General features: G+C 65.0%; 22 protein-coding genes and 1 pseudogene. 12 read left to right on the top strand and 11 right to left on the bottom strand.

Features of this window, described 5'->3' with window-relative positions; all coding sequences use genetic code 11:
* Nucleotides 1-11: 11 nt before the first annotated feature.
* On the bottom strand, nt 12-1,304 hold the full coding sequence (locus FR699_RS09060; RefSeq protein ID WP_158855207.1) for a hypothetical protein: 1,293 nt from the start codon (nt 1,302-1,304) through the stop codon (nt 12-14).
* On the bottom strand, nt 1,301-1,960 hold the full coding sequence (locus tag FR699_RS09065; RefSeq protein WP_158855208.1) for a hypothetical protein: 660 nt from the start codon (nt 1,958-1,960) through the stop codon (nt 1,301-1,303). The genes FR699_RS09060 and FR699_RS09065 overlap by 4 nt, the downstream gene beginning before the upstream one ends.
* A 513-nt stretch (nt 1,961-2,473) precedes the next feature.
* Between FR699_RS09065 and FR699_RS09070 the strand changes: the two genes are divergently transcribed.
* The 3 genes from FR699_RS09070 to FR699_RS09080 are packed head-to-tail and all read left to right on the top strand — an operon-like array spanning nt 2,474 to nt 4,113.
* Nucleotides 2,474-3,064, top strand: a complete 591-nt coding sequence (locus tag FR699_RS09070; RefSeq protein ID WP_154553090.1) for an AAA family ATPase — start codon at nt 2,474-2,476, stop codon at nt 3,062-3,064.
* Nucleotides 3,061-3,480: an RNA-binding domain-containing protein gene (locus FR699_RS09075; RefSeq protein ID WP_154553089.1), complete on the top strand. Its 420-nt coding sequence runs from the start codon at nt 3,061-3,063 to the stop codon at nt 3,478-3,480. The genes FR699_RS09070 and FR699_RS09075 overlap by 4 nt, the downstream gene beginning before the upstream one ends.
* Nucleotides 3,481-3,498: 18 nt before the next feature.
* Complete coding sequence (locus FR699_RS09080; protein ID WP_158855209.1) at nt 3,499-4,113, top strand: HAD family hydrolase; 615 nt, start codon at nt 3,499-3,501, stop codon at nt 4,111-4,113.
* Nucleotides 4,114-4,117: 4 nt separating this feature from the next.
* Here FR699_RS09080 and FR699_RS09085 read toward each other — a convergent pair whose 3' ends face one another.
* Together FR699_RS09085 and FR699_RS09090 are read right to left on the bottom strand one after the other, a co-directional pair.
* Nucleotides 4,118-4,678, bottom strand: a complete 561-nt coding sequence (locus FR699_RS09085) for a magnesium transporter (protein WP_154553087.1) — start codon at nt 4,676-4,678, stop codon at nt 4,118-4,120.
* Entirely contained in the window at nt 4,678-5,253 is a 576-nt protein-coding gene (locus FR699_RS09090) for a magnesium transporter (protein ID WP_158855210.1), read from the bottom strand. The genes FR699_RS09085 and FR699_RS09090 overlap by 1 nt, the downstream gene beginning before the upstream one ends.
* Nucleotides 5,254-5,417: 164 nt before the next feature.
* On the opposite strand from FR699_RS09090, the gene FR699_RS09095 reads away from it, so the two are divergent.
* From FR699_RS09095 to FR699_RS09110, 4 genes are read left to right on the top strand one after another with little or no spacing between them, the layout of a single operon-like run.
* On the top strand, nt 5,418-5,819 hold the full coding sequence (locus FR699_RS09095) for a hypothetical protein (protein ID WP_158855211.1): 402 nt from the start codon (nt 5,418-5,420) through the stop codon (nt 5,817-5,819).
* A 10-nt stretch (nt 5,820-5,829) separates the two neighbouring features.
* Nucleotides 5,830-6,069, top strand: a complete 240-nt coding sequence (locus FR699_RS09100) for a sulfurtransferase TusA family protein (RefSeq protein WP_158855212.1) — start codon at nt 5,830-5,832, stop codon at nt 6,067-6,069.
* Nucleotides 6,066-7,205, top strand: a complete 1,140-nt coding sequence (locus tag FR699_RS09105) for an NAD(P)/FAD-dependent oxidoreductase (RefSeq protein ID WP_158855213.1) — start codon at nt 6,066-6,068, stop codon at nt 7,203-7,205. Before FR699_RS09100 ends, FR699_RS09105 begins: the two co-directional genes overlap by 4 nt.
* 10 nt (nt 7,206-7,215) lie before the next feature.
* Nucleotides 7,216-7,917, top strand: coding sequence for a DUF1641 domain-containing protein (locus tag FR699_RS09110; RefSeq protein WP_158855214.1), 702 nt, complete (start codon nt 7,216-7,218; stop codon nt 7,915-7,917).
* Between the two features lie 162 nt (nt 7,918-8,079).
* Here the strand turns inward: FR699_RS09110 and FR699_RS09115 are convergent, their stop codons facing one another.
* The 4 genes from FR699_RS09115 to FR699_RS09130 form a co-directional block, all read right to left on the bottom strand.
* Nucleotides 8,080-9,477: a signal recognition particle protein Srp54 gene (locus FR699_RS09115; protein ID WP_154553082.1), complete on the bottom strand. Its 1,398-nt coding sequence runs from the start codon at nt 9,475-9,477 to the stop codon at nt 8,080-8,082.
* Nucleotides 9,478-9,572: 95 nt separating this feature from the next.
* Nucleotides 9,573-10,646 carry a threonine synthase gene (locus FR699_RS09120; RefSeq protein ID WP_158855215.1) on the bottom strand — a complete coding sequence of 358 codons (1,074 nt, stop codon included), beginning with the start codon at nt 10,644-10,646 and terminating at the stop codon, nt 9,573-9,575.
* 44 nt (nt 10,647-10,690) lie between these two features.
* Nucleotides 10,691-11,794, bottom strand: a complete 1,104-nt coding sequence (locus FR699_RS09125) for a DoxX family protein (protein WP_158855216.1) — start codon at nt 11,792-11,794, stop codon at nt 10,691-10,693.
* A 273-nt stretch (nt 11,795-12,067) separates the two neighbouring features.
* The gene (locus FR699_RS09130) at nt 12,068-13,024 is read right to left on the bottom strand and encodes a succinylglutamate desuccinylase/aspartoacylase family protein (protein WP_158855217.1); all 957 of its coding nucleotides are present in this window, start codon (nt 13,022-13,024) and stop codon (nt 12,068-12,070) included.
* A 165-nt stretch (nt 13,025-13,189) separates the two neighbouring features.
* On the opposite strand from FR699_RS09130, the gene FR699_RS09135 reads away from it, so the two are divergent.
* On the top strand, nt 13,190-13,459 hold the full coding sequence (locus tag FR699_RS09135) for a hypothetical protein (protein ID WP_154553079.1): 270 nt from the start codon (nt 13,190-13,192) through the stop codon (nt 13,457-13,459).
* Between the two features lie 27 nt (nt 13,460-13,486).
* Here the strand turns inward: FR699_RS09135 and FR699_RS09140 are convergent, their stop codons facing one another.
* Complete coding sequence (locus FR699_RS09140) at nt 13,487-14,704, bottom strand: potassium channel family protein (protein WP_158855218.1); 1,218 nt, start codon at nt 14,702-14,704, stop codon at nt 13,487-13,489.
* A gap of 212 nt (nt 14,705-14,916) precedes the next feature.
* Here FR699_RS09140 and citZ point away from each other — a divergent pair, with 212 nt between their 5' ends.
* Nucleotides 14,917-16,062: a citrate synthase gene (gene citZ / locus FR699_RS09145; RefSeq protein WP_158855219.1), complete on the top strand. Its 1,146-nt coding sequence runs from the start codon at nt 14,917-14,919 to the stop codon at nt 16,060-16,062.
* Nucleotides 16,063-16,283: 221 nt separating this feature from the next.
* Nucleotides 16,284-16,436 (top strand): annotated as a pseudogene (locus FR699_RS09150) (citrate/2-methylcitrate synthase); the annotation flags it as partial.
* A gap of 41 nt (nt 16,437-16,477) precedes the next feature.
* Here FR699_RS09150 and FR699_RS09155 read toward each other — a convergent pair.
* Nucleotides 16,478-17,194, bottom strand: coding sequence for a hypothetical protein (locus FR699_RS09155; protein WP_158855220.1), 717 nt, complete (start codon nt 17,192-17,194; stop codon nt 16,478-16,480).
* A 126-nt stretch (nt 17,195-17,320) separates the two neighbouring features.
* On the opposite strand from FR699_RS09155, the gene FR699_RS13200 reads away from it, so the two are divergent.
* Together FR699_RS13200 and ilvA are read left to right on the top strand one after the other, a co-directional pair.
* Complete coding sequence (locus FR699_RS13200) at nt 17,321-17,815, top strand: hypothetical protein (RefSeq protein ID WP_199268308.1); 495 nt, start codon at nt 17,321-17,323, stop codon at nt 17,813-17,815.
* 397 nt (nt 17,816-18,212) lie between these two features.
* The gene (gene ilvA, locus FR699_RS09165; protein ID WP_154553075.1) at nt 18,213-19,424 is read left to right on the top strand and encodes a threonine ammonia-lyase; all 1,212 of its coding nucleotides are present in this window, start codon (nt 18,213-18,215) and stop codon (nt 19,422-19,424) included.
* A 5-nt stretch (nt 19,425-19,429) separates the two neighbouring features.
* Here the strand turns inward: ilvA and FR699_RS09170 are convergent, their stop codons facing one another.
* A complete protein-coding gene (locus tag FR699_RS09170) occupies nt 19,430-21,115 on the bottom strand; it encodes a PAS domain-containing protein (protein ID WP_158855221.1) in 1,686 nt (561 codons plus the stop codon).
* Nucleotides 21,116-21,157 lie beyond the last annotated feature (42 nt).

Consider the following 21,157-nt stretch of genomic DNA (forward strand, 5'->3'; position numbering starts at 1 on the left):
GCCGGGCCGCGTTAGATCCGCTTGGCCAGTCGCTCGTTGACGAACTCGGCGGCGGGGAGAACGGCACGGGCGTAGAGTTCGGTCCAAGCGAGTGCACCCTGCTGGCGGAGTGGTCCGGCGTGCCCCTCTTCGATCCAAGCGGAGATACTTTCGTACCACGACAGTGCCGGCCTGGCGATTCGCACCGCGAGTCCGTCGGCCTCGGCCGTTCGGATCGCGTCGATGGCATCGTTGGCTCGGCGGGCCGTCTGCTCGATGGACTCTCGCGTCACCTCGTCCTGGTAGCCGCCGTCCTGAATCCCCTCGATCGCCGTTCTGAGTGCCTCTACGGCGGCGAGAGTCTCGCCGGCCTCGATGACGGCGGTCGCATGAGAGCCTTCGTCGCGCCGTTCGTGGAACGCGTTCTCGGCGGCGCGGGCCTGGCTTGCGGCGGTGGTGAACAGTTCGTGTGCGGGCGTCAGGTCCAGGTTGTGATCGAACGCGTCGGGCCCGGCATCGAGGAATCTACGTACTGGCTCGATAGTTTCGCTGACGGCGAATCGAAGCCGGTCGGTCGCATCGATGAGCGCACTCCACTGTGTAGTGACAGCGGAGCGATCGGTCAGATATGTGTCTTTGAGTCGACGGGCATCGTTGAGCGTCGCGGCGGCGACCTCAACTTGCTTGATCGCATCACCGGCCCGGAACGGGTCGGCAAGCGGATCGTCAGGATAGCCGGGATCGGGGCCGGCTCGGCGACGAGTACGCGAGATCAGCCGTTCGAGCGGCGCATGGACGAGAACCGCCTCCCGGACCGTCTCGGCCCGATACTCGTGGTCGGATTCGAAAGATCCGAGCCGGTCCCGGACAGTTCGTCGTCGATCCGAAAGTGTCGCGCCATCGTTCTGGCCGGTTGCCGCCCGGTAGGCACCGGCGACGTCGGCTGCCGAACCGCGCCATCGCCGCCACCACGAGAGTCGGTCGAGAGCCACCGGTTCGTCCGCCACTCTGTCGAGTTGCGCTGCGACGCGTTCTCGACGGGACTGAATTTTCGTCGCGACGGCGTGATTCGGGACCGAAGGGTCGACCGGGACGCCATCGAGCAACGCGTTCGCACGCTCACGATGAGTGTCAGCAAGTGCGTCCGGGACGGCGACCGGGAACGGCGACGCCGGCCACTCGATCGGTGGGATCGCGTCAGTCGGAACATCGAAGTCGGGGCGATCCCGCTGGTTTTGGCCAAGGAACGGCAGTCCCGAACAGCCAGCCAGCCCAGCGATGCCGACCGTCCCCAGCCCGGCGAGGAATGTACGGCGCGATCTCACGCGTCGTCACCGCCGCTTGCAGGCGTCACGTTGCCCTCGAAGTACTCGCCAGACGGGTCGGGGGCCGAGCCACACTCGTAAGACATGCCGCTGCCACTGCCGGAGGAGTGGTCGGCCACAACGGGGAGCCGGATGACGAATCCACGTGTGTGCATCGTCTCCGTACTGCACTCGACGTCAGCCGGCCGGGTGGTCTGGCAGAACTGTGCGTGTGGATGAATATCGTCTGTACCCTCCCACTGGACGGTTACAGACCGCAAGCGAATCTCGTGGCAAGCGTCGACCGAGTGTGACAGCATGTACAGCGAGGACCGCTCGAAGTCGGTCTCCGTCGCGAACGTCCGGAGGCGATCGGCCTCGGGGGCGTCACCGAACGTGATCGCGTCGAGGCCCTCACTGGAGACGATAATCGAGTGATCGCGGCGGGCGTATCGGTTCGATCGATCGCTGTCCGTGGCTGTCGGTATCTGCCCTTCGGTAAACAACACGGCACCGTCGTCGTTTCTGGCAGCGACGACCTCGTAGTCGTCGATCGGCTCGCCACTTGAGCGATCGTCGATCGTCACGCGATCGTTTCCGGAACCGCTACAGCCGGCGATGGTGGCGGCTCCCGACGCGGCCGCGAGGAGGGCGCGGCGGCGGGTCAACTCGGGCATCGCTCGCTGTTCGACCACGACCATGAAACGTCTTGTGGACACCTCGATCGCCGTCGAGAGCGACTAGCCTGTGGTGGCTGATCGGTCGACACACAAAAGCCGCCGTGCCAGTACCCACTCAGTATACACTGAGTCCGTGTGCGTCCTGTGCGTGTTCGATGAGTGCCTCCGTCGACTCGAAGGACTCACCACAGCTGCAGGTGTGATACCCCGTCGTGGGTTGCTGGCTTGTCGCCATATCCCTCCCATCGGGCCATACCATAATAATTGTTTATTACTATTTGGTAACATACCACAGTTGTCGTGGTACCAGACCACAAACTGAGTGCGGAGTGCGCAAGTACGCAATTACCAAAATTATCGCGGACTGTTTTCCGTATTACTGGCCAATCGTCCGATTAGTATTCCAGCGACCGCGGAGCCGTCGAAACACGGCCGCCCGGAGAGAGGGCCGAAACGTCGTCGGATCGGGAGTCACAGTCCTTATACCCGGAGTCAGCCAAAGATTCGCCAATGACTGTTATCGGACTCGTGGGGTTGCCCGGCAGCGGCAAAAGCGAGGCCGCCGCGGTGGCCAGCGATCTAGACGTGCCGGTGGTCACGATGGGCGATGTGATCCGGCAGGCCTGTCGCGATCGCGGACTCGATCCGGCGACCGACCACGGCGAGGTAGCGAAAGCGCTTCGTGAGGAGAACGGCCCGGCCGCGATCGCCGAAGCCTCACTCCCGCACATCGAGGACGGACTCGAAGGAAGCGAGTCCGTCGTCGTCGACGGGATCCGCTCGGACGTCGAAGTCGAACGCTTTCGGGATGCTTTCGGGGAGGACTTCCTGCTGGTCAGCGTCGAAGCGCCCTTCGAGACACGCGCCGAGCGACTCGATCTCCGGGGGCGAGACGCCAGCGCCGACGACGGCGGCGAGCGCCTCGACGACCGCGACCAGCGCGAACTCGGCTTCGGCATGGGCAAAGCGATGGAGATTGCCGACCTGACCATCGAGAACGTCGACAGTCTCGGGGCCTTCCAGGAGCGCGTCGAAACGCTGTTGGTCGACGGCCCGACCGCACTCGACGGCGACGAACGCGTCGAGGGGGTGAACCGATGAGCGAAGCCTACCGCGTCGACGTCCAGATCACCGCCCCCGTCTACGACACCGAGGTGACCGACCGAGTTGCCGACGCGATCACGAACGTCTTCCCGTCGGCGACCGTCCAGCAGCGACCGGGCGAACTGCAAGCCGAGGCCCACGAGCTCGAACACTTCTCTGAGCTGCTGCACCGCCGAGAGATTCTCGATACCGCCAGGGGCGTGTTCTTCGACAACCGCCAGGGAGATCGCTTCAGTTTCACGCTGAAGAAACAGGCGGCCTTCGAAGGCGTCGTGACGTTCTCGGTGGGAGAACCGGACGAACTCGGGGAGATTCACGTCAGCGTCCGCGTCGAAGAACCCGACGTCGAATCGTTCATCGACCACATCGCGCCACGGACGCAGGACGGCCGACCGATCGACCCGGACACCTGAGCACACCGAACACGTACGATGACGACAGCGATCTACTTCGATCTCGACGGGACGTTGTTGACCTTCGAGCAAGGCTATGGCTCGCTGGTGGCAGACGTCTTGGCCGGCCACGTCGAGGACCCGGCGGCCGCCGCCGAGACGTTCTTGGACACTTTCGACACCCACTTCGAGGCACTCGAACCCCGGCCATACCGGCAGGGGATGGTCGCCGTCTGCGAGCGCGCTGCCGTCGACGCCGATCCCGACGAGTTGGTCGCGGCCCTCCGGGAGGCAGAGTGGACGCACTCGCGAGTGAGCGATGCGGCCCGTGAGAGTCTCGCGGCGCTGGGCGAGGACACCCCACTCGGCGTCCTGACGGATGGTGTCGGCGAGTTCCAGCGAGCGAAACTCGCCCACCACGACCTGGACCAGTACTTCGAGAGCGTGATCGTCTCCTACGAGGTCGGCGCACACAAACCCGACCAGGCGATCTTCGATCGAGCGCGCGATGCGATCGACGCCGACGAGTACGTCATGGTCGGAGACAGTGACGCCGACATCGAGGGGGCCAGAGCAGCCGGGTTCACGCCCGTCCGTGTCGAACACGGCGAAGACGTGCCGGATTTCTGGGCGACCGTCCGGGCGCTAGTGTGACCGTTCACACGACGACCTGCACGACGACGAACAGTACCACGACACCAAGCACGTCACAGACGTTGGTGACAACAGGAATCACGACGTCATCGGGATCCAATTCCAGTCGATAGGCGACGTACGTCGCGACGATCGTCACGACGACGGCGAGCACTGACAGAACCGCCCCGCTGGTCACCGCAACCGCGAGAACGGTTGCAATAGCGAGGTCGGGGCCGCCAGTGAGGACACCCAGTCCCCAGGCACCGACGCCGATCACGGGAAAGACCGTCAGCGCGAGTGCGACCGTCGCGAGTACGTTCCCGAGCAGGCGATCGTCCGTCGGGGAAAACGAGAGAGTCCCGAGATGAAACGCCGTCGAGAACCGGGCCGCGAGAATCGACCCGAGGTTCCCGGCCGTGCCGATCGTCACTGGCACGAGGATCAGCAACGAGGGATGGGTCAGCAGCTGTGACTCGAAACTTTCCAGGACGAGGCCGCTCCCGATCTCGATCGTGGTCAACACGAGCAAGACTGGCAACATCGCTCGCGTGATCGCCCGCATCGTCCAGTCGGTCCGGGCCATCATCCCACCCCCCAGATGACGAGTCTGGCAGCGAGCAACAGCGCGGCCATCCCGAAGACGTCGCCGGCAGTCGTGACCAGCGGCCCGACCAGCGTGTCCGGGTTGTAGCCGCGACGGAAGCCGGCGAAGACGACCAGCACGACCGTGGTGGCCAGGGCAATGCCCGAGAGAATGCCCGAGATGAACGCGACAGCGACTAGTACCGGGAGGCCGGCGCCCGGGCGGCCGAGCCAGACGAGTGCCGCCGTCGCCACGACCGCCGCGAAGACGCTGGCGAGCAGGCCGTTGGCGATCGCCGCGGCGACCGCTTTGAGCAGTCGGTCGTCGGCCTCACTCACACGAGGTTCGAGCAGACCCTGGTGGAGTGCAGTCGCAATCCGCGCCCCGAGCGAGCCATAGACGTTGCCTCGCGTGGCGAGCAACGCCGGCACGAGCACGAGCAAGCCATCGATCGCGGTGAGTTCGGCCCGCATCCCGCCGAGGACGACGCCGGCGAGCAGGCCACCGACGAGGCTGGCAGAGAGAGCCGGAAGCCCTTCCCTGTAGGCCCTAAGCGCCACCTCGCGGACGGTCATTACCGGACCGACGACCGGCCGACTCAAAAAACGCCCGCGTCCCCGACCGAATAGTGGTACACTGTAACGCGACACACAGCACCAGTACACATTATTCCCACTATCTTGGAAACATTGCGAAATACTATAAACGGCCGAGCCATAGATACGGGTGTGAGAGATCGATGACAGGCTACGCAGTTGTGCTCGCATCCGGCGAACTAGAGCGTGTACAGGCAGTCAGCATGATTAGCTCGATCGCGGCCTCCTCGGACACGCCCGTCGAAGTGTTCGTGACGATGAACGGCCTTTCGGCCTTCGAGAAAGACCGCATCGAGAGCGGCGACTTCCAGGTCGCCGGACCCGCGGGCGAGGCGATGTTGCAGTCCGGCGGCGACGAGGTGCCGCTGTTCTTCGAGCAACTGGAGCGGGCCAAAGGGATCGGCCCGCTTGAGGTCTACGCCTGCGAGATGGTCATGGACATCATGGACACGGATCTCGACGATTACGTCGACGTCTTCGACGACACGCTGGGTGTCGCCGGGTTCCTGAACCGTGCGTCGGACAAACAGGTACTCTTCGTCTGAAGTGATTCCAATGAGTGACACACCAACTCCCGACATCGAGATCGATTCGCGCGGTGCAACCTGTCCCGGCCCGCTGATGGACCTGATCGGCAAGGTCAAAGAGGTCGAGGCAGGGACGACGATCGAGCTGCTGACGAGCGACGAGGGCTCGAAAAACGACGTGCCCGAGTGGCTCGATGAGGCCGGCCACGAACTACTGACGGTCGAAGAGATCGACGACCACTGGGCCATCTACGTCGAGACTACATGACCGACGAGATCGTCGTCGTCGGTGGCGGCACCGGCGGCACTGTCCTGGCGAACCGGCTCGCCGAGCGCCTCGAACCGGCGATCGACGCCGGCGAGGCCCGCGTGACCGTGATCAACGACGGCGAGCACCAGCACTACAAACCCGCCTACCTCTACGTCCCCTTCGGCAAGAAGACCGTCGAGGAGGCCAAACGGCCACTGACCGATCTGTTGGATCGCCGCGTCGAGTTGCGTATCGATCGCGTCACGGGGATCGACACCGACGGCAAGTCCGTCACGCTCGAAGACGGCGACGAACTCGCCTACGATCACCTCGTGATGGCAACAGGCGCGAGTCTCGACCCCGAGGAAGTCCCCGGCCTCACCGAGGGCGGCCATCACTTCTACGGACCCGAGGGTGCGGAGGCGCTTCGAGACGAGCTGGCGGACTTCGATGAGGGGCATCTCGTGCTGTCGGTCATCGGCGTCCCGCACATGTGTCCGGCCGCACCTCTGGAGTTCGTCTTCATGGCCGACGATTGGTTCCGGAAACGCGGCATCCGTGAGGACATCGAGATCACGTACACGTACCCGATTCAGCGCGCCCACGGCCTGCAATCGGTCGCCGACTGGGCGAGACCGAAACTTGCGTCCCGGGACATCAACCTGGAGACGTTCTTCAACGCCGATCGGGTCGATCCCGACGCACAGGTCTTAGAGACCATGGAAGGCAACGAACTCGACTACGACCTGCTCGTGGCGATCCCGCCCCACACTTCCAGTGACCTCGTGAGCGAGGGCGGACTGGGCGATACCTGGATCGACGTCGACCGAGCGACCCTGGAGGCCGAACAGGCCGAAGACGTCTACGCGATCGGCGACGTGGCCGACGTGCCGACGAGCAAGGCCGGCAGCGTCGCCCACTACGAGGCCGGCGTCGTCGCCGACCGGATCGCCAGCCGCGTCCGGGGTCAGACGCCGACCTCGGTCTACGACGGGAAGACGGTCTGCTTCATCGAGACTGGCATGGACGAGGCGACGTTCGTCGAGTTCGGGTACGGCGACGAGCCGGCGATGCGCGAACCATCCAAACCCGTCCACTGGGCGAAACTGGGCTACAACGAGTCCTACTGGCTGACCGCCAGGGGACTGCTGTGAGGTGCCAGTCATGACCGAGGACCCTGCCGACCGGCTCCGTACTGACGGCGGTGCTGGCCACGTCGAGACGGAAGAGGCAACCGAGAACGGGCACGGAGAGAGTGAGACCGACGTCGATCTCGAATCACTGGTCGCCGAGAACCCCGAGGCGGTCGCCCGCCTGCTCGAACGTCTCGATCTGGTCAACGACCTGCTGGACGGCGCCGACGTCGCCACGTCGGCGATGGACGACGAGATGGTCCAGTCCCTTGCCGGCACGGGGACGAATCTCGGACTCGCAGCCAACGAGATCGCGACCGACGAGACCGTCCAGCTCGGCGAGGCCGTCGGGCAAAACGCCGACGATCTCGCCGATGGCGTCGAGAAAATAGCTGAATTGCAGCGAACGGGCACGCTGGACGACCTGCTCGAACTGGCGGAACTGGCCTCCCTGGCCAGCGCCGCGATGGACGACGAGATGGTGATGTCGCTTGCCTCGACCGGGACGCGGCTTGGCGAAGTCGCCGATACCGCGGCTGACGACGACGTTGCACGCGGCCTCGAGGAGGTGCTGGCTGCTCTGGGTGAAGCCACAAGCAAGGATCCCGAGCAAATCGGTACAATCGGACTGCTGAAGGCCACTCGTGACCCCGACGTTCAGGCCGGGCTGGGGCTTGTGATTGCACTTGCCCGGGCACTCGGCCAGCAGACGCGCGAGCGGGCCGAAGAGTAACTATTTTTCGAGTCGGCAGTGAGACGAGAGACCCCGGTAGGCACCCGCGGCTACCTGTCCGTCCACCGGCGTCAGAACCCTGAATCGGTCGGTCGAATGCGGTTGCAGCGACGTTTCGAGCAGTTGGTCTGACCGAGACCGGTCGCTGCTCGCAGACGGTAGTTATCCGAACGGGTTGCCGCCCATGCCACCCATGCCGCCGCCCATATCGCCCATGTCGCCCTGGTCCATCTGTTTCATCATGCGCTCCATGTCGGCGTCGCCCATGCCCTGGAACTGCTTCAACGTGCGTTCCATCATCTTGTGCTGTTCGAGCAGTTCCCGAATCCGATCCTCTGGTTTCCCAGAGCCACGGGCGATACGATCAGTCCGGCTGCGGCCGATCTGGCGCGGGTTCTCTAGCTCGTCTTCGGTCATCGAGTCCATGATGACCTCGAAGTCACGCATGCGCTCTTCGGTGACGTCCATGGCGTCGTCGGGCAGTTGGTCCATCATCCCACCGCCCAGGCCCGGGATCATGTCCATCACCTGATCGAGCGGCCCCATCTTGTTCATCGCCTCCATCTGCTTGCGCATGTCCTTCAGGGTGAACTCTCCCTGGAGCATGTCCTCGGGGTCCCAGTCTTCTTCCTCGCCCGTCTCCTCCATCGCGCGCTCGACGCGCTCGGTCAGCTGTTCGAGGTCGCCCATCCCGAGCAAGCGGGAGACGAATCCGGAGGGCTCGAAGCGTTCGACGTCCTTGACGGTCTCGCCGGTACCGAGGAACGCGATCGTCGAATCGGTCTCGTTGACGGCCACCAGGGCCCCGCCACCTTTCGCCGTCCCGTCGAGTTTCGTGATGACGACGCCGTCGATCCCGACAGCCCCTTCGAAGCGCTGGGCCTGCTCTTTGGCCTCCTGGCCGATCGCGGCGTCGAGCACCAGCAGGTTCCGGTCGGGCTCGACGACCGATTCGATCTCCTCTAACTCGTCGATGAGGTCGTCTTCGAGGGCGTGGCGACCGGCGGTGTCGACGATCCGCACGTCGGCGTCCTGGGTGGCTTCCAGGCCGTCACGGGCGATCTGGACCGCGTCGTCGCTATCGGGATCGCCATAGAAGTCGACCTCGGCGCGTTCGGCCATCTGCTCGGCCTGTTCGTAGGCGCCGGGCCGCCAGGTGTCGGTCTGGATGACCGCCGGGCGCAGTCCTTTCTTCGAGAACCACCAGGCGATTTTCGATGCCGTGGTGGTTTTCCCCGACCCCTGGAGGCCGGCCAGCACGATCGTCTGGGGCTCAAGCGGGATCGGCGTCGATTCACCGACCAGATCGACCAGTTCCTCGTAGACGATGCGCAACACCCAGTCACGGGCAGAGGTGCCGGCCGGTGGCTCCTCCTCTAAGGCCCGCGTCTCGATGTTGTCCGAAAGTTCCATCACCAGGTCGACGTCCGCGTCGGCCTGGAGGAGCGACCGCTGGACCTCCCGGACGACATCGGCGACGTCGTCCTCGCTGATGCGGGACTTCCCCCGGAGGTTGTCGAGTGCCCCCCGCAGAGACGATCCCAAATCGTCGAGTACCATTTGCTCGCGGCTACGCTGTGGCAGCGGTAAAGGCTTTCCGTCGGTGCCTACTCGGGAAAGCCCGGCGTTCTGCACGCTCACACTGTGAGGGGCAGTCAGCGAATCGTGGTGCCGTTTCGCCCCGTCAGTGGGACCACCACGTCCTCACCATCCGCGATCGCCCCTCGCTCACGAAGTCGCGCCACGCCCGCCACCGCTGTCGCGCTCGTCGGTTCGACGACCAGTCCCTCTCCACGCAGTCGCTCGTGTGCGCGCTCGGTTTCGCCGGCCGTGACTGCGATCGCATCGCCCTCTGTCGTCTCGATCGCATCGAGTATCTGACGCCGCCGCACCGGGTCAGCGATCTGGATGCCGTCAGCCACGTCGTTGCGGGCCGCGTCGCGCTCGTTGCCCCGAGCGGCAGCGATCGGGGCGACGCCGCTGGCCTGGACACCGTAGCATCGTGGCAGCGAATCGATCCAGCCCGCCCGGTAAAGGCGCTGAAAGCCCTGTGCTGCACCCAGAAACAGCGTGCCGTGACCCAGCGGCGTCACCACTGCGTCGGGGGCCGTCCAGTCGCGCTGGGCGAGCACTTCCAGAGCGAACGTGGCCGTCCCGGCCAAGAAGAGTGGGTCCCAGGCGTGACTCGCATAGTACCCGTCCCCTCGCTCGACGGCCCCGATGCAGGCGTCAGTCACGGCCCTTCGGGAGCCGTCGATTTGCCGGACTGTGGCTCCCGTCCCCTCGATCGCCCGAATCTTCGAGGGCGTGGCGTCGCTGGGGACGAAGATCTCGGCGTCGATCCCGGCCCGGGCCGCATAGGTGGCGATCGCCAGCCCGGCGTTACCAGAAGAGTCTTCGAGGACGCGATCGGCCCCGCGCTCGACGGCACGAGAGATGACGACGGCCGCACCGCGATCCTTGAAACTCCCCGTCGGAAACAGGTGTTCGAGTTTGTACTGGATACCGCGCTCGCTGTCGATCAGCGGGGTCCAGCCCTCACCGAGCGTGACCTGGCGGGCGACGGGGACGAACCCATCACAGGCCCACAGCCCAGCGTCCCGATCGAGAGCGGGTGGCGTCGCCGGCAGCCTCGACAATGCCTGGAGCGCCAGTGGCGACCCACACGAACACCGCCAGGGACCCGCAGTCGGAGACGTCCGTCCACAGTCGGTACAGACGCGTTTCATACCGTCACTCCTCGGCCCCGAGACTCGGATCTATCGGTCGATGCTCAGTCGGCCGCCGATGCCGGATCGGCCGGCGACTCCCAGTGAGGGTCGAGTCGCTGCCGGATGGCGGGAACGAGCGAGGAGTCAAGCGAGTACCGGCCGCTCCCGACGACCAGCAGCGCCGAGAGGAGGCCAAACAGGGTGATGTGGGCGAGGACGGGATCGTCCGGTAGGCCGAACAGCGTCGTCGTCAACATCAGGAAGCCGACGGCGGCACTCCCGCGGGTGAACAGCCCCAGGATGAACGCCGCGCCGACGGCGGCCTCGACTAAGCCCGCGCCGAACACCCACAGTTCGGGCGCCACGGGGACGACCCGGGTCAGTTCGTACTTCTCGACGACCGCGAGGGCGCTTGCAGGGTTGAACCACTTTTGGGTCACACCCAGATACAGGAAGTTCGCCCCGACGAACAGCCGGAGCAAGGGGGCGAGGGGCCACTCGTCGATCCCGACCCGGCCGGCGAGTTCGGCCGGCGTCGGCAGGCCGCGGCCGCGGCTGGCGAGGGTGCCATCAGTGACGACCAGCCGCCGGATGAGCATATCGGCGCTGGGCTGGCCGGCCCCGACGATCATGATACCCAGAAAGCCCGCGATGTACTCGCTGGCGAGCAAGAGCGTGGCATCGGTGGCGAGCAAGCCGAGATAGACGACCAGCCCGATCGCCGCGACCACGCGGGTCGCTAACCCGAACAACAGCAGGAAGCCGATCGCGACCTGCAAGAGTCGGGCTTCGACGGGGAGACTCGGCGTGAACAGGTAGCCGGCAAAGCCAGCGCCCACCAGCGGGAGGCCGACCGACAGCCGGAGCATCCAGGGGAGATAGGGCCGGTAGGACTGGAGGGCCTTGCTGGCGACGGCAATGTCCGGAACGACGCTGGCGAAGCGGAGATACCCCGCGACCAGCGCGAGCGCACCGATCGCACCGCCGGTGAGCAACACGAGACTGCCCGGATCGGTGAAGACAGCGGTGAACAGTTCAGCGGCGTTCCCAGTGCCCTCGTCGCCGGTGACGTACTCGACGTGGGCACTGACCGGCACAGCCGAGAGGACCGCCGCGAGACTGGCAGCCAGGAGGATAGAGAGCCTGCGTTTCGAAGACGTTCGCATAGGGGGAGTAAGGGAGAGTCCCGTAATACCCCTTGTTCCCCGGAAGATCGTGTCGCTATCGAAGGTGCCACCGACCGATCACGCCCCATGGACACGCAACAACACACTCGACTCAGCGTCGGAGTGAACGCTCTAGGGAGCGGGTGACGACGAAGCCAGCACCGTGCGTTCGATGATAGAGCCCCGAACGATCGTGTCTCACCCGCCAGAGTGCCAGTGGTGTCGGTGACGGGACGTCGATACGACGGTGTGGCATCGGGCGATACTCGACGGTCAGTACGAATCGATAGTGGTCCCGACCGAGCAGACGTACTCGCCGGTCGCGACCTGCGGGAGCCGGCGTGTCCGCCAGAAGATACCGTCGGAGTCGGCGCTGATACGCTCTTTGACGGTCCCGAAGACGTCCGTCACCGAAAAGAGGTGATCGCCGGCCGCGACGCGCTCGCCCAGGTCGGGTTCGAAATGAACCAGCCCCCCAGCCGGTGCACCGTACTGGTCGAAGCCACTGGCGCGGGTCTGGGTCTCCATCGGGGCCGTTCCGTCGAGGAAGCCGTAGTGTCTGAGCACGTTCCGGACGCCCTCGACCCCCACCTGGATCGAGCCCTCGTCCCAGCCGACGGCCCCGCCGAGTTCGGGATCGATCGTCGGGATGCCCTCGTCGGGCGCGGCCCGGGCGAGCTGGCCGTCTGGCCCCTTCTGGTCGAGGACGTGCCCACAGCCGAAGGCTTTCGCGAGTTCGAGACACGCCTCGTGAAGACGGTGGCGTGTGCCACACCGGATCCGGGTCTCGTCGATCATCCGACTGGTCGAGCCCTGATGCAGGTCGAGCACGAGATCGGCCCGGGAGGCAGCCGCGAAGGTCGCCGCGGCGAGGCGCTCGCTGGTGGTACCGGCTTCCTCGCCGGGGTAGGCCCGGTTCAGCTTCGTGTCGTCGATGGGATTGCGATGTTCGGCGACCTGGAACCCGTGGTAGTTGACGATCCCGACGAGCAAGATCGTGCCACTGATCGCGTCGGGATCGAGTGTCGGCACGAGCCGTGTGAGGACGCCTGCGCCGTTGAGTTCGTCGCCATCGCTGACCGCCTGGACGTACAAGGTCTTGCCGTCCTCGCGGCCGTTGACGACGGCGACCGGCAGGCCGACCGCACTCCCATCGCGGGTCTCTCCGACGTGCATTCGTCCGGTGGCGATCTCGCCGGGCGCGGCGGTCGCCGTCCCCAGACTCGTCATTGTGCGTACTGGACGGGGCCACCGTCTTTAGCAGTTCGATGTGGGTCAAGCGTGCCGGAAAGGCACACGGCGGTGTCGCGGCGGCACCACGGCCGGCACCGTTCCCAGCAGCCGGCCGGATCGCTGGTCCGGGGAGTTCTTGACGGTCCCGCGCCAAGTCGACCCGTGTCCGAGGCATCGAACGGCCGTAGACGACTGGTCCGTGCACTCCGGGTCCAAGAACACGCGAAGCTCGGCTTCGGGGCGGGTATGGCCTTCGCCGTTGGTCTCTACGTGCTGTTTGTCCTCCGGGCGGGCTCGCTCGTGACGCGAGCGCTGTACGTGACGCTCCTGGTCGTCCTGGCACTGAGCGTGGGCGCGGTCGTAACGACGGTGCTGGTCGGGGCTGAAGCGTACAAACTGGCCGCCGAGGACGGCCCGCCGGATCGCCGGTGACGGCGCCCAGTCGACACCCACCGCCGCTCAAGCACCGTCCAAGAGGGTCGCCAGCCGCTCGGCACCGCTGCGGGTGCCCTTGGCGATGAGGACGTCACCCGCGTTGACCTCCGTCGTCGGCCCAGGCGAGAGTTCCCACTCGGACCCGTGTTTGCCAGTCGGCTGGTCGCGAGGCCGGCGGACGGCGATGACGCGCATCCCCGTCTCGGTCTTGAGTTCCCGCTCACCGAGCGTGACGCCGTCGAGTTGGCTGTCGGCGTCGACGGCCTCCCGGACGATCACTTCGTCACTCTCCTCGACGGCGGCCGCGACCACAGGGTGGGTCCCCAATCCCCGGAGGACACCTTCACTGATCTCCAGGGCGGCATCCGAGATCACCTCCGTCGCGTTGGCGAGGCGGACCATCCCCCGGAGGCTGATCGGCTCCTCGACCCGGCCGGCCGCCCGGAGCGTCCAGGCTTCAAACCGGGACTGGAGGGCGTCGACTTCCGCTTCGAGTTCGAGGACCTCCTCGGCGACGGCCTCGCTGTCGAACAGCACGGCCCCATAAGCGAGGTCGACGGCGAGTTCGCTCATGTTCTTCATGAGGACGATCGAGTCGACCGCCCGTTCGAGGTCCTCGATGGCCGGTTCGGGGGCGGCCGGCGGCTCGTAGTCTTCACCGGTCGCAACCGCGTAGACATCGGCGATCCCGTCGTCCGGCCCGCGCACCAGGAGGACATCCCCGGTTTCGAGTGCCGTCGTCGCGTCGGGATTCAACAGCCACTCGCCCTGGCGACGAATTGCGATCACGCGGACCCCAGTGGCGGTTTCGAGGTTGAGATCACCGAGGGACCGGCCGGCGTAAGACGACCCATCTGTGACGGTTGCCCGCACCAGCGTCTCGACGGCCTCCGGAAGCGTCGCTCGCATCGCCGGCGGCAGGCCGACGTCTTCGAGGACGACCTTGGCGATGTCGCCCGCGGCGTCGCTGATCTTCTCGGCAGCCCCGACGACCCCAAGCACCGGGGCGAGCGCCTCGGCATCGGACGGGTTGCGGGCGGCCATGAGGAGACTCATCCGTGCCTGCAGGTGCAAGACGTCCATGCGCTCTTCTAAGACGAGCACTTCCTCGGCGATATCGTCACTCCCCAACAGGACGGCCGAATACGACAGATCGATCAACAGCTCGGCAGTGTCTTTCATCTCCGCCAGCACTGCCTTGACACTGACCGGCTCGTAGCTGACAGCCTCGTCGGGCGACATTCAGTATCGGTTCAGCGCCACGGGCCAAAAGGATTGCCCGGCGTCGACCGGGATCGGTTATTGGTACCATACCACTCGCCAAGAGAGACGAACGTCCAGCGACAGACCCGAAACGGCGCCATTCGACCAGTAAACGGACCAAAAACAGGAGACGCCGGCAGACGAGACCGGGAAACGATAATGCTTTTCCTTGACGGAAAGCAGTATAGGGTATGCCTGAGGAGCTCCGGAAGGGACTAGAGGGCGTGCTGGTCGCCGAGTCGACATTGAGTGACATCGACGGCGACGCGGGCCGACTCGTCTACCGGGGGTACGCCATCGAGGACCTCGCCAGAAACGCCAGTTTCGAGGAGGTACTGTACTTGCTCTGGGAAGGGCAGTTGCCGACCGAATCGGAACTGGCGGACTTCCAAGAGCGGATGGCAAACGAACGCGAGGTCGACGAGGCCGTCCTCTCGACGATCCGGGAGCTGGCGGCCGCCGAGGAGAACCCGATGGCCGCTCTCCGGACGGCCGTCTCGATGCTGTCGGCCTACGATCCCGAGGACTCGACCGGGGAGGGGGGCAACGGCGAGATCACCCAGCGGAAGGGGCGGCGAATTACGGCCAAGATGCCGACGATCGTCGCCGCCTACAAGCGCTTCCGTGACGGCGAGGAGTACGTCCCGCCCCGAGAGGACCTGGGCCACGCGGCGAACTTCCTGTACATGCTCAACGGTGAGGAACCCGACCAGACGCTCGCGGACATCTTCGACATGGCCCTGGTCGTCCACGCCGACCACGGCATCAACGCCTCGACCTTCGCCGCGATGGTGACCGCCTCGACGCTGTCTGACCTGCACAGCTCGGTCACCAGCGCCATCGGCGCGCTGAAGGGGGATCTACACGGCGGTGCCAACCAGAACGTGATGCACACGCTGCTCGAAATCGACGAGCACGAGCTGACGGCCGTCGAGTGGGCTCGGGAGGCCATCGAGGGCGGCGAGCGCATCCCCGGCTTTGGCCACCGCGTCTACAGCGTCAAGGATCCCCGGGCGAAGATCCTCGGCGCGAAATCCAAGGCCCTGGGCAAGGCCGCAGACGAGTTCAAGTGGTACTCCTATAGCCGGGCCATCGAGGAGTTCATGGACAAAGAGACGGGCATCGCGCCGAACGTCGACTTCTACTCGGCGTCGATGTACTACCAGATGGGCATCCCGATCGACATCTACACGCCCATCTTTGCAATGAGTCGCGTCGGCGGCTGGGTCGCCCACGTCCTCGAATACCAGGACGAAAACCGCCTCATCCGGCCGCGGGCACGCTACGTCGGCCCCGACGATCAGGCATTCGTTCGGATCGACAAGCGTGGGGAATAGCGAGAGAGATCGATCCGAGAATCCGGAAGACGAATCGATGTGCCGGAAAGAACTATCGGACGACAACTCGGACGATCTCCGTGCTCGGGTTCGTCGTATTATCGACGAGGATCGGACTCTCTTCGACGAACTCGACGAGTAGCTTTCCTTCGATCTGTTCAGCGGAGCGACACGCGCCGTATTCGAATTGGCTACGGATCGATGCCGTCCAAATCGGCCAGGTCGACATCTACACGCCCATCTTCGCGATGAGTCGCGTCGGCGGCTGGGTCGCCCACGTCCTCGAATACCAGGACGAAAACCGCCTCATCCGCCCGCGAGCCCGTTACGTCGGTCCCGACGATCAGGCATTCGTCCGGATCGACGAGCGGTAGGCTCGGCGCCGAATCGCTCGACAAGTTTGGATTCTAGTCCGTCAGTTCGTCGGTTCGAGCAAGGTCGAAACGAGTTCGTAGGCGTACTCAGCTTCGTCCGGGCCTGCCGTGACGCCGAGTTCGACCTGGTACGGACCGTCTGGTCGCTCCTCGACGACGGCGGCACGGTGGCCCCCGGTCCCTTTGATCGGGACGGCCTCGCCGTCCTGGTCCGTCGCGGTCACCTCGGTGACGATCAGGGCGTGGCCCGCCGCGAACGAACCGGGCGCACTGAGTGGACCGATCGAGTACCCGGACTCGATCTCGGTGAGGTCGATCGTGAACGGGTCTGACCGATGGCAGGCGTCCTGGGTTGGCGTCGGAATCGGCGTTGGCGTCGGCTTGTACGGTCCCGTGTAGGTTTCCCGCAAACAGGCCGTCATCTCCCCAGCGTCGCTGAGGAAAACCACCTGGAGAGTCACGTCGAGAGATTGCACGGTATCGGGAACGTCGCCGGCTCGAACGTCGTACTCGACGGTGACGGGTGACGTCTGCGTCGTTTCGGTCCCAGTCCGGGTGCTCGTCTCGATGTCTTCCTTCGTCGGTGTCGCGGTTTCGTCGGGGCCATTGGAGTCGATGCCGGTCGGGGACGCCGCTGTCGTTCCAGGCTGCTGTCGGGTCTCGCTTGGCGAGTGACCGTCGTCGCTCGCCGTGGACAAGCAGCCGGCAGTGCCGAGGGCCCCCGTTCCACACAGTGCCAGGAACGTTCGTCGGTTCATGGGCGTCCCTACCGGGGCCACTGAAAAGTGCTTTCAGAAGACTCAACGGCCGGTTTGTGTTATCGATGCGCTCGACGATTCCCGTTCGCCCAAAAACATATACCACATTGATGGCCAGTGATCGGTATGTCGAGCCGCCTTGTCCCCCTGCTTGTGGTCGTCGGTATCGTCGCGATAGCAGGCTGTGCGACGACGAGTGCGCCGACGACCCAAACGCCAACCGCCACTACAACCGCAACGCCGACCGCGACGCCGACGACAGCAGCCCCGACAGCGACCCCAGCTACAACGGAGACGGCAACGACGACGAGCGAACCCACGACGATCCTGGATGGTGACGATGCCCCAGTCGTCCTCACCAACAATGACGACGAGCGTCACACACTGCGCGTTTCTGTCACCAACGAGTCGGCCGTCCTTTTCAACGAGACAGTCACGGTCGAGGCCGACGCCGAGCAGACGATCGTGACCCTCCAGGGACCGGAGACGACCTACCGGGTGCAGGCGGCGCTGGACGGCCAGTCGATCGACGAGAACGTAACGCTGTATCCGGGATTCGTCGAGAGCCAAATCGGGATCGACGACGACGGAGACCTCGAATACACGACACTGGTCAATTAGCGGTTCAACGCGGACACTGCAGATGTCGAGACACAACCCAGAAATGAGAGCCACACGCCTGCTCACAGCGAGAGAGGGACCGAACCGACGGTGGCTGGGAGAGTGATCGATCGGGTCACGCTGACACGAAGACACGACCGGCGACTGGGACGCACCACGAACGGATCACGTTGTCACGAGCGGATGATCGCTGTCTCGGTACGACCGCCGGAGATTCTATTGAAGTAACCGGACGTCCGTCGGTCACCCGTCAGACTGCTCCTCTAACCGCTTTGAGTCCTGCGATTTTACGCCCATCACGCTACCACGAGATTTAAGTACTCTCCACCACCCGCTTCGAGTGCAGTCACACGCTCTCTTCCCCTACCCTTACTGGCGTCCAGTCGGAAGTGCAGATATGCTCACCCGCGAGGACGTCCTGGCGGCCCGCGATCGGGTCACCCGGACAGCCAGACACACGCCCCTAGAGCGGTCGTACTCGTTTTCCGAGATGACGGGCGCGGACGTACACTTGAAATACGAGACCGTCCAGCGGACCGGCTCGTTCAAGATCCGTGGCGCGACCAACCGGATCGCAACACTCACCGAAGCCCAGCAAGACGCCGGTGTCGTCGCGGCCAGCGCCGGCAACCACGCCCAAGGTGTTGCACTCGCAGCCAGCCAGATGGGGGTCGATTCGACGATCGTCATGCCCGAGCGTGCACCCGTCGCGAAAGTCAAAGCCACCCGCAGCTACGGGGGCAACGTCGTCCTCCACGGCGAGGACTACGACGCGGCAGCCGAACACGCCCACGAGATCGCCGACGCAGAAGATCGAACGTACGTCCCTGCCTTCGACGACGAGATGGTGATGGCCGGCCAGGGAACTCTCGGCCTGGAGATCGAAGAAGACTGTCCCGAGGTGGACACGGTGGTCGTCGCGGTCGGCGGCGGGGGACTGATCAGCGGCGTCGCGACCGCGCTGAAAGGCCTCTCAGAGGACGTCCGCGTCATCGGCGTCCAGGCCGAGGGTGCGGCCAGCCTCCCGCAGTCGCTGGCAGCGGGCGAGATCGTCGAGCGCGAGGGCGTCGACACGATCGCGGACGGCATCGCGACCCGGAAGGTCGGCGAGCGAACGTTCGAGGTGATCCAACGGCGGGTCGACGAGGTGGTCACCGTCCCGGACTCGGCGATCGCCGTCGCGGTGACGAAGCTGCTAGAGCGAACGAAGACACTCGTCGAAGGCGGCGGGGCGGTGCCCGTCGCTGCCCTGTTCGAGAACGCCTTCGAATACGAGGCCGGCGAGACGATCGTCCCGGTGTTGTCCGGTGGGAACGTCGACCTGAACGTCCTGACGACGATGATCATGCGCGGGTTGATCGAGACGGGCCGGTACCTCCGGATCCGGACCGTCCTCGAGGATCACCCCGGGGCCTTGGAGGATCTCGTCGAAATCATCTCCGCCCAGCAAGGCAACATCTACGCCATCGAGCACGACCGCGCCTCGCGTGACATCGCGATGGACGATACGGTCGTCGATCTCGACATCGAAACGCGCGGCCCGGAGCACGTCGAAACGCTGCTCGGGACACTTCGCGAGAACGGGTACGCGGTCGACGTGTTGGTCTGAGAGGCTCACCCGACGCGATCGTCGACGTCGATGTGCACCCCGACAGCACGGAGCGGGTCGCCGTCCTCGTCGCGGCGAGTCACCCGACCGATGTCCTGGACCCACTTCCAGGCCCCGCCGGCCGTTCGCATGCGATGTTCACTCTCGTAGCGGTCGGTCTCACCGGCCAGATGAGCGTCCAAGGCGGCCGTGACGTCGGGGAGATCTTCCGGATGGACGCGCTGTTCCCAGGCGTCGAGGGTGTCGTCGATCTCCGCTATCGAATACCCAAGCATCGTCGCCCACTGCTCGTTGAATTGGACCTCGTCGGTCCGAATATCCCAATCCCAGATGCCGATTTCAGCCGCCTCGACGGCGAGATCGTACCGTTCCTTGTAGCGTTTGAGTTCCCGCTCGGCGATCTTTCGCGGTGTGATGTCCCGCATCGCCCCGACGACCCCGAGGATCGTACCGTCGCGGTCTTTCAGTGGATAATCGCGGACCGAAAAGGTCCGTTCGTCACCGTCCGGGCCCGTCCGCGTCACTTCGTAGTTGAGAATCGCACCATCGAGAACGCGATCCTCGCGTGCTTTGATTTGCTCGGACCAGACCTCGCCTAAGGCGTCGGGCAGCGGGATCTCGCCGACGGCATCCTCGGAAATGCCGTGAAATTCCCGGTAGCGCTCGTTGGCGAAAATGAGCGTATAGTCGGTATCGATCCCGGCCAGTAGATCACTCGAAGACGCGACGGCCCGCTCGTAGACGCGCAGATCGGCCTGTTTGTCTCGCAATTCCCGCTCGTTTTCGGCCCGATGGATCGCGTGTGCGACGTCTTCGCCCAGTTCGGCCAGCAGAGAGTGTTCCCGCTGATCGAAAAACGCCGGCTGGTCGCTGTAGACACTCAAGGCCCCGAACTGCCGGCCGTCGTGAACGAGTGGTACGGTGACGACACCTCGGAGGCCGTGCTCACGGGCGAGGGCTTCCCAGGACTCCGGGGCGGGATCGTCCGGGATCGACTGGACCACGACCGACGTGGCCCCGCCGAGAGCTTGTGCAGTCGGTTCCACCGCGGGAGCGGCATCATCGATCTCGACAGTGAGTGCATCCAGATAGTCGGTTGCGGGACCGGCACTCGCGCGGACCGTGACGATGCCGCCCGCAGGCGCGCCAATCCAGACCAGTCCGTAGGGCTCGATCCGGCTGATAACTGTACACACGTCCGCTTCGATCTGAGCCCGACTTTCAGCGCGGACGAGACGCTGGTTGACGTCCCGGAGGACTTTCTGCATCCGGTGCATCGTCGCCGCCCGGTCCCGACTGCGGGCGGTCGCGACCGCGTTCGTGACCCGATTGGCCAGGACGGCGTACTGGCTCGTGCCTGCCCCCTTCTGGAGATAGTCGGTCACGCCAGCAGAGATGGCATCGCTGGCGATCTCCTCGCTCCCTTTGCCCGTAAAGAGGATAAACGGCAGGTCATCGTACTCAGCACGAACGGCTTCGAGGAACGCGATCCCGTCACAGTCGGGCATCTCGTAGTCGCTGACGATGCAATCGACATCGATCTCCGCCAGTACGTCCAGGGCCGCGGCAGCACTGGTCGCGGTTTCGACGACGAGGCGCTCGTCCTCACGGGCGAGCAACTGGCTGGCCGTCTCGACGAACGCGGACCCGTCGTCGACGTGCAACACGACGATCTCGTCCCGCGACTCCATGATTGTACCCGGTCTTGGAATCCTGAACCATTAAATCATGGG

The sequence above is a fragment of the Halorhabdus sp. CUG00001 genome (assembly GCF_009797925.1).
Lineage (GTDB): Archaea > Halobacteriota > Halobacteria > Halobacteriales > Haloarculaceae > Halorhabdus.